8 protein-coding genes are annotated in these 8,079 nt (G+C 73.0%); all 8 read left to right on the top strand.

Annotation, left to right across the window (positions count from 1 at the left end; translation table 11 throughout):
- Nucleotides 1-1,542, top strand: a 1,542-nt coding sequence (locus ACFXA3_RS27305; RefSeq protein ID WP_385191021.1) for a DAK2 domain-containing protein, incomplete at its 5' end; no start/stop codon positions are given.
- A 16-nt stretch (nucleotides 1,543-1,558) separates the two neighbouring features.
- The gene (gene recG / locus ACFXA3_RS27310) at nucleotides 1,559-3,760 is read left to right on the top strand and encodes an ATP-dependent DNA helicase RecG (protein WP_385191023.1); all 2,202 of its coding nucleotides are present in this window, start codon (nucleotides 1,559-1,561) and stop codon (nucleotides 3,758-3,760) included.
- Between the two features lie 121 nt (nucleotides 3,761-3,881).
- Complete coding sequence (gene rsmD / locus ACFXA3_RS27315; RefSeq protein ID WP_385191024.1) at nucleotides 3,882-4,460, top strand: 16S rRNA (guanine(966)-N(2))-methyltransferase RsmD; 579 nt, start codon at nucleotides 3,882-3,884, stop codon at nucleotides 4,458-4,460.
- A 29-nt stretch (nucleotides 4,461-4,489) separates the two neighbouring features.
- On the top strand, nucleotides 4,490-4,969 hold the full coding sequence (coaD, locus tag ACFXA3_RS27320) for a pantetheine-phosphate adenylyltransferase (protein WP_376201508.1): 480 nt from the start codon (nucleotides 4,490-4,492) through the stop codon (nucleotides 4,967-4,969).
- A 103-nt stretch (nucleotides 4,970-5,072) separates the two neighbouring features.
- The gene (locus ACFXA3_RS27325; RefSeq protein ID WP_385191026.1) at nucleotides 5,073-6,152 is read left to right on the top strand and encodes a DivIVA domain-containing protein; all 1,080 of its coding nucleotides are present in this window, start codon (nucleotides 5,073-5,075) and stop codon (nucleotides 6,150-6,152) included.
- Nucleotides 6,153-6,274: 122 nt separating this feature from the next.
- The gene (locus ACFXA3_RS27330) at nucleotides 6,275-6,943 is read left to right on the top strand and encodes a YceD family protein (protein ID WP_385191027.1); all 669 of its coding nucleotides are present in this window, start codon (nucleotides 6,275-6,277) and stop codon (nucleotides 6,941-6,943) included.
- A 2-nt stretch (nucleotides 6,944-6,945) separates the two neighbouring features.
- Complete coding sequence (gene rpmF / locus ACFXA3_RS27335; protein ID WP_003965982.1) at nucleotides 6,946-7,119, top strand: 50S ribosomal protein L32; 174 nt, start codon at nucleotides 6,946-6,948, stop codon at nucleotides 7,117-7,119.
- 19 nt (nucleotides 7,120-7,138) lie between these two features.
- Complete coding sequence (gene rnc, locus ACFXA3_RS27340) at nucleotides 7,139-7,999, top strand: ribonuclease III (protein ID WP_385191029.1); 861 nt, start codon at nucleotides 7,139-7,141, stop codon at nucleotides 7,997-7,999.
- Nucleotides 8,000-8,079: the final 80 nt, after the last annotated feature.

Here is an 8,079-nt window from a genome sequence, read left to right on the forward strand (position 1 = left end):
CCACCCCCGCCCGGGCTCGGGGGGGCGCGCCCCCGCCCGGCCCGCCGCCCCCCGCGCGGGGGGCCGGGCCGGCCGCCCCCCCGGGCGCCGCCCCCCCCCCCCGCCGCCCGGGCCTCCTCCCCGCCCACCCTTTCCCACGCCGTGCGGGCCTACGCGCACGGCGCCCTCATAGGCGCCCGCGGGAACTCCGGGACGATCCTGGCGCAGCTGCTGCGCGGGGTGGCCGACGTGCTCGGCGAGGAGCCCGGCGACCGCCCGCCCGGCCCGCTGCTGGCCCGCGCGCTGACCCGCGCCGCCGAGGAGGCCTACGCGGCCGTCGCGCACCCGGTGGAGGGCACCATGCTCACCGTCGCCGCCGCCGCGGCCCGCGCCGGCGAGACGGCCGCCGCCGGGACCGCCGCCGACGTGGCCCTCGCCGCCTACGACGGGGCCCGCGCGGCCCTCGCCGACACCCCCGGGCAGCTGGCCGAGCTGGGCCGCGCCGGGGTCGTCGACGCCGGGGGCTGCGGACTGGTCGCCGTGCTCGGGGCGCTGGGGCAGGCGCTGTCCGGCCGGGAACCCGCCGCCGAGGCCGTCCGCGGCCGGGCCGTGCCCGTACCGCAGCCGCCGCAGCCCTGTGCCGCCGAGGAGCAGGGCGGGCCCGCGTACGAGGTGATCTACCTGCTGGAGGCCGCCGAACCGGACGTGGCACGGCTGCGCGAACGCCTCGACGGGCTCGGGGACTCCCTGGTGGTGGTCGGCGGCGACGGACTGTGGAACGTGCACGTCCACGTCGACGACCCCGGCGCCGCCGTGGAGGCCGGCGTCGTCGCCGGGCGGCCGTTCCGGATCCGCATCACCCACTTCGGCGACGAGCGGCGCCGGGCCCGCGGGGAGCGCGTCCAGCGCGCCGTCGTCGCCGTGGTCCCGGGCGAGGGGCTGGCCGGACTGTGCGGGGAGGCGGGCGCCACCACCGTGCTCGCCCGCCCCGGCGAGGTCCCGGACACCGCCGAACTCGTCGACGCCATCCGGCGCGCGCACGCCCGCGAGGTGGTGCTGCTGCCCGGCGGCGCCGACCAGCGGGCCGCCGCGGCCGCCGCGGCCGAACGGGCCCGCGCCGACGGCGTACGGGTCGCCGTGATCCCCACCCGGTCCGCGGTCCAGGGCCTGGCCGCCCTCGCCGTCCACGACCCGGAGGGCACCTTCGACGAGGACGTCGTCGCCATGACCGCGGCGGCCGGCGCCACCCGCTACGGGGAACTCGCCGTCGCCGAACGGCAGTCCTTCACCTCCGCCGGCATCTGCCAGGCCGGGGACGTGCTCGGACTCATCGACGGCGACGTCGCGGTCATCGGCTCCGGCCTCGACGACACCGCCGAAGCCGTCCTGGAGCGGATGCTGGGCTCCGGCGGCGAACTCGTCACCCTGGTCCTGGGCCCGGAGGTGCCGGACTCCCTCGCCGCGCGCCTGGAGGCGTACGTCCAGCACGGACACCTCGCGGTGGACACGGTCACCTACCGCGGCGGGCGGCACTGCGCACCCCTCCTCATCGGGGTCGAATAGCCGGCTTGTCAGCGCGATGGTGTGCAATGAACACGTGCCCGCGCTCGACGAAGACCTCAAGAAGACGCTCGGCCCCGCCACCGCCAAGGTGCTGGCCGAGCAGCTCGGCCTGCACACGGCCCTGGACCTGCTGCACCACTACCCGCGGCGGTACGCCGAGCGCGGCGAGCTGACCTCGCTGGCCGAGCTCGCCGACCAGATCGACGAGCACGTCACGGTCGTCGCCCAGGTCGCCGACGCCCGGATCCTGACCTTCAACGGGGGCCGCGGAAAACGCCTGGAGGTGACCATCACCGACGGCAGCGGCCGCCTCCAGCTGGTCTTCTTCGGCGCGGGCGTCCACAAGCCGCACAAGGACCTGCTGCCGGGCACCCGCGCCATGTTCGCGGGCAAGGTCGGCATGTTCAACCGCAAGCTCCAGCTCTCCCACCCCGCGTACGAGCCGCTCGGCGCGGACGCCTCCGACCGGGACGCCGCGACCGCCTTCGCGAACCAGCTCATCCCGATCTACCCGGCCTGCGCCAAGCTGGAGTCCTGGAAGATCGCCAAATGCGTGGACGCCGTCCTGCCCAGCGCCCGGGAGACCGTCGACCCGCTGCCGGACGCCCTGCGCGAGGGCCGCGGGCTGGTCCCGCTCACCGAGGCCCTGCTGAAGATCCACCGGCCGGCCACCAAGGCCGACATCGAGGACGCGCGCCAGCGCCTGAAGTGGGACGAGGCCTTCGTCCTCCAGGTCGCCCTGGCCCGCCGCCGGCACGCCGACTCCCAGCTCCCCGCCGTCCCGCGCCGCCCGGCACCGGGCGGCCTGCTCGACGCCTTCGACGCCAAGCTCCCCTTCACCCTCACCGACGGCCAGCAGACCGTCTCCCGGGAGATCTTCGACGACCTGGCCACGGAACACCCCATGCACCGCCTGCTCCAGGGCGAGGTCGGCTCGGGCAAGACGATGGTGGCGCTGCGGGCCATGCTCGCCGTCGTCGACTGCGGCGGACAGGCCGCCATGCTCGCCCCCACCGAAGTGCTCGCCCAGCAGCACCACCGCTCCATCACCGAGATGATGGGCGAACTGGCCGAGGGCGGCATGCTCGGCGGCTCCGACCAGGGCACCAAGGTCGTGCTGCTCACCGGCTCCATGGGGACGGCCGCGCGCCGCCGGGCCCTGCTGGACCTGGTCACCGGCGAGGCCGGCATCGTGATCGGCACGCACGCGCTCATCGAGGACAAGGTGCAGTTCCACGACCTCGGCCTGGTCGTGGTCGACGAGCAGCACCGCTTCGGCGTGGAGCAGCGCGACGCGCTGCGCTCCAAGGGCAAGCAGCCCCCGCACCTGCTCGTGATGACCGCGACCCCCATCCCGCGCACCGTCGCCATGACCGTCTTCGGCGACCTGGAGACCTCCGTCCTCGACCAGCTGCCCGCGGGCCGCTCCCCGATCGCCACCCACGTCGTACCGGCCAAGGACAAGCCGCACTTCCTGGCCCGGGCCTGGGAACGGGTGCGGGAGGAGGTCGAGAACGGCCACCAGGCGTACGTGGTGTGCCCGCGCATCGGCGACGGCGAGGACGACCCGAAGAAGAAGCAGGCCGCCGAGGAGGCCGACCGGCGGCCGCCGCTCGCGGTCCTGGAGATCGCCGAGCAGCTCGCCCGTGGACCGCTGGCCGGGCTGGGCGTCGAGGTGCTGCACGGCCGGATGGACCCGGCCGACAAGGACGACGTGATGCGCCGCTTCGCCGCCGGCGAGGTCAAGGTGCTGGTCGCCACCACCGTCATCGAGGTCGGGGTGAACGTCCCGAACTCCACCGTCATGGTGATCATGGACGCGGACCGGTTCGGCGTCTCCCAGCTCCACCAGCTGCGCGGCCGCGTCGGCCGCGGTTCCGCCCCCGGCCTGTGCCTGCTGGTCAGCGAGATGCACGAGGCGAGCCCCGCCCGGGCCCGGCTCGCCGCGGTCGCCGCCACCCTGGACGGCTTCGAGCTCTCCCGGATCGACCTGGAACAGCGCCGGGAGGGCGACGTGCTGGGCCAGGCCCAGTCGGGCGTGCGCTCCTCGCTGCGCATGCTCGCGGTCATCGAGGACGAGGAGGTCATCGCCCAGGCCCGGGAGGAGGCCACCCGGGTGGTCGCCGCCGACCCCGAGCTGGAGCGGCTGCCGGGCCTGCGGGTCGCCCTGGACGCCCTGCTGGACACCGAGCGGGAGCAGTACCTGGAGAAGGGCTGAGCGGTACCGCCCGGGGCCTTCCGCGGCGGTACGACCTATCGTTGGACTCCGCAGGGCCGGGCCGTCCCCGCAGGAACCGCCGGCACCCACCACCCACGACCGTCGTACCGAAGGACCCCAGATGACCCGCGTGATCGCCGGCAGCGCCGGCGGGCGACGGCTGACCGTGCCCCCGGGCACCGGCACCCGCCCGACCTCGGACCGGATGCGCGAAGGCCTCTTCTCGACCTGGGAGTCGCTGCACGGCGTCGAGGGGGCCCGCGTGCTCGACCTGTACGCCGGCTCCGGCGCCGTCGGCCTGGAGGCCCTCTCCCGCGGCGCCTCGCACGCGCTGCTCGTCGAGCCCGAGGCCAAGGCCGGCAAGGCGATCCGGGACAACATCAAGGCACTGGGCCTGCCCGGCGCCGAGTTCCGCGCGGGCAAGGCGGAGCAGGTCGTGGCGGTCCCGGTCGCGGGGGACCCGTACGACGTCGTGTTCCTGGACCCGCCGTACGCCGTCGGCCACGACGATCTTGGCGAGATCCTCCTCACACTCCGCGCCAATGGCTGGCTCACGGACGATGCGCTCGTCACCGTGGAGCGCGGTACGAGGAGCGGCGCGTTCCCGTGGCCCGAGGGCTTCGGGGCGCTGCGCTCCCGGAAGTACGGCGAGGGCACGCTTTGGTACGGTCGCGCCGCCTTCACCAGCGAAGACTCATGATGCCCGCATCGGAGAGCGAGGGACCCAAGTTGCGCCGAGCCGTCTGTCCCGGGTCATTCGACCCCATCACCAACGGACACCTCGACATCATCGGCCGGGCCTCCCGGCTCTACGACGTCGTGCACGTCGCCGTGATGATCAACCAGAGCAAGAAGGGGCTGTTCACGGTCGAGGAGCGGATCGAGCTGATCCGCGAGGCGACCGCCGGCTACGGGAACGTCGAGGTGGAGTCCTTCCACGGGCTGCTCGTCGACTTCTGCAAGCAGCGCGACATCCCGGCCATCGTCAAGGGCCTGCGTGCCGTCAGCGATTTCGACTACGAGCTGCAGATGGCCCAGATGAACATGGGGCTCTCCGGCGTCGAGACGCTCTTCGTGCCGACCAACCCCACCTACAGCTTCCTGTCCTCCTCGCTGGTCAAGGAGGTCGCGGCCTGGGGCGGCGACGTCGCCCACCTGCTGCCGCCGCACGTGCACGCGGCGCTGACCGAGCGGCTCGCCGCCCGCTGACCGGCTGACGGGCCGTCAGTCGGTGCCGGGTGTTCGCCCGGTGGCCTTACAGTCGTCCCGTCCGTCTCAGGAACCGCCCGAGGCCGAGAGAGTGCGAGCCCCCATGGACGTGCAGAAGAAGCTCGACGAGATCGTCGCGGCCGTCGGCGGCGCCCGGTCCATGCCCATGTCGGCCTCCTGCGTGATCAACCGCGCCGAGCTGCTCGCGCAGCTGGAGGAGGTCCGCCAGGCGCTCCCCGGCTCCCTCGCGCAGGCGCAGGAGCTCATCGGCGGCCGCGAGCAGATGGTCGAGGACGCCCGCCGCGAGGCGGAGCGGATCATCGAGTCCGCGCACGCCCAGCGGGGTTCGCTGATCTCCGACACCGAGGTCGCGCGCCGTTCCCAGGCCGAGGCCGACCGGATCCTGGAGGACGCCCGCAGGGAGGCCGAGGAGATCCGGGCCGAGGCCGACGACTACGTCGACAGCAAGCTCGCGAACTTCGAGGTCGTGCTCACCAAGACCATCGGCTCCGTCGACCGCGGCCGCGAGAAGCTGCTGGGCCGCGGCCCGGGCCTGGACGACCAGGGGTATCCCGACGCGGACGCCCCGGAGCGCAGCCAGGACCCGGACACCCAGCGGCAGCAGGCCGACGCGTACGTGGACACCAAGCTGGCGACCTTCGAGGCGGTGCTCTCCAAGACCCTGGAGGCCGTCGGCCGGGGCCGTCAGAAGCTCCTGGGCCGGGTGCCCACGGACGACCTCGGCGAGCACATGGCGGCCCAGGACGCCGCCGGGGTGCAGCAGTCCCGCTCGGCGAGCGACGCGGACTTCCTGGCGGGCCTGGCGGAGCCGGCGGCCCCCATGGCCCCCGCGGCCGCCGCGATCCCGGCACAGGCCCAGCAGGAGCCCGCGTACGACGCGTACGGCTACCAGCAGCCGCAGCAGGTCCAGCAGCAGGACGGCTACGGCTACCAGGACCCCTACGCCTACCAGCAGCAGGTCCAGCAGCCGGACCCGTACGCGGCGCTGGGCTACGAGCAGCAGCCGGACCCGTACGGGGCCTACCAGCAGCAGCCGCAGGCCCAGCAGGCCCCGCACGCGCCGCAGCAGCAGTCGCAGCAGCCCGCGCTGGACGAGACCAGCTTCTTCGACACGAGCATGATCAACCTGGATCAGCTGCGCCAGTACGAACAGGGCCGCTGAGGCCGGATTGGGCTCAGGGCGTAGCGCCGGGTATCCTGGCTCTTCGGTCGCGCGTATGCACCGCGATCCATGCTGCCCACAGGTGCCTCATCTGGCGGGCAATCTTTGATCTTCAGCGATCTGTGAAAGCAGGAACGGCCCTGAATACCCGCCTCGACCACCGCAACCCCCTCGTGTTCGACACGCACGAGCTGGGCCGGCGTCCTGGTGCCATGCAGCGGTTGTCCCGTGAGATCGCGGCACCGGCGGACTTCGGTCTCGCCGGCGTCATCGGAGTGCCGGAGGGCGCCCCGGTGAAGCTCAGCCTCCGCATGGAGTCGGTCATGGAAGGGGTGCTTGTCACAGGCACCGCCCGTGCATCGGCCGTGGGGGAGTGCGTAAGGTGTCTGGAGTCCGTCGAGCGCGAGCTCAAGGCGGACTTCCAGGAGATGTTCTCGTACCCTGACGCCGACGACCGGGGCCGCGCAAAGGCGGAGCCGGCCGACGACGCCGAGGACGACGAGGACACGCTCTTCCTCGAGGACGGATTGTTCGACCTCGAACCCGTGCTGCGGGACGTGGTGGTGCTCGCACTGCCCATGCAGCCGGTGTGCCGGGAGGACTGTCTGGGACTGTGCCCCGATTGCGGGCTCAGCCTGAACGACGACCCGGACCACCACCATGACGCCGTCGACATCCGTTGGGCGGCATTGCAGGAACTCGTCGTGACCGATCAGGACGGCGAGAAGGACAACATGAGCGGCACTGCATCTGACGACGTTCAGAGCGCCGCCGAGAAGCAGGAGAAGTAGCCGTGGCTGTTCCGAAGCGGAAGATGTCGCGCAGCAACACGCGCCACCGCCGGTCGCAGTGGAAGGCTGCGGTCCCCACCCTGGTTTCGTGTGAGCGTTGCCAGGAGCCGAAGCTCCAGCACATCGCGTGCCCGAGCTGCGGCACCTACAACAAGCGCCAGGTCCTCGAGGTCTGAGCGGCTGGTGAGAGGCGCAATGTCTGAGCTGTCCAACGCTGAGAAGCAGGCAGACAGTAACAACGCGGCCTCGTCCCACACGCTTCTGGAAGGGCGGCTCGGGTATCGACTCGAGTCCGCCCTTCTGGTGCGTGCACTGACCCACCGCTCGTACGCGTACGAGAACGGCGGTCTGCCCACCAACGAGCGTCTGGAGTTCCTCGGGGACTCCGTGCTCGGCCTGGTGGTCACGGACACGCTGTACACGACCCACCCCGACCTGCCCGAAGGCCAGCTGGCCAAACTGCGGGCCGCGGTGGTCAACTCTCGCGCACTGGCGGAGGTCGGGCGCGGCCTCGACCTCGGCTCCTTCATCCGGCTCGGCCGGGGCGAAGAGGGCACGGGTGGCCGGGACAAGGCCTCCATCCTCGCCGACACCCTTGAAGCGGTGATCGGCGCGGTCTACCTCGACCAGGGCCTCGAAGCGGCCTCGGAGCTGGTCCACCGGCTCTTCGACCCGCTCATCGAGAAGTCCTCGAACCTCGGGGCCGGCCTGGACTGGAAGACCAGTCTCCAGGAGCTCACGGCGGCCGAAGGCCTCGGCGTACCGGAATACCTGGTCACCGAGACCGGTCCGGACCACGAGAAGACCTTCACCGCTGCCGCCCGCGTCGGTGGTGTCTCGTACGGCACCGGCACCGGCCGCAGCAAGAAGGAAGCGGAACAGCAGGCTGCGGAGTCCGCCTGGCGCGGCATCCGTGCCAAGGCGGACGAGCGGATCGCGGCGGAAGCCGCGGCCTCCGCCGCCGCCCAGGTCGTGGTGACGGCTCCGGCCGACACCGCGGCCGAGGCCGAGGACGGCGGGTCGCCGACGCCCGCCGACCCGACGCCGAACGGCTGAACCCTCCCTTCGGGAACATCCCCCCCCGCCCCCCCCCCGCGCGGGGGGGGGGCCCCGGTGGGGGGCCGGCGCGGGGGGCC

The sequence above is a fragment of the Streptomyces sp. NPDC059456 genome, from assembly GCF_042750055.1.
Lineage (GTDB): Bacteria > Actinomycetota > Actinomycetes > Streptomycetales > Streptomycetaceae > Streptomyces.

Coding starts and splice junctions, on each gene's coding strand:
- rnc (WP_385191029.1), top strand. CDS start 7,139: ATGTCTGAGCTGTCCAACGCTGAGAAGCAGGCAGACAGTAACAACGCG.
- ACFXA3_RS27325 (WP_385191026.1), top strand. CDS start 5,073: ATGGACGTGCAGAAGAAGCTCGACGAGATCGTCGCGGCCGTCGGCGGC.
- recG (WP_385191023.1), top strand. CDS start 1,559: ATGGTGTGCAATGAACACGTGCCCGCGCTCGACGAAGACCTCAAGAAG.
- rsmD (WP_385191024.1), top strand. CDS start 3,882: ATGACCCGCGTGATCGCCGGCAGCGCCGGCGGGCGACGGCTGACCGTG.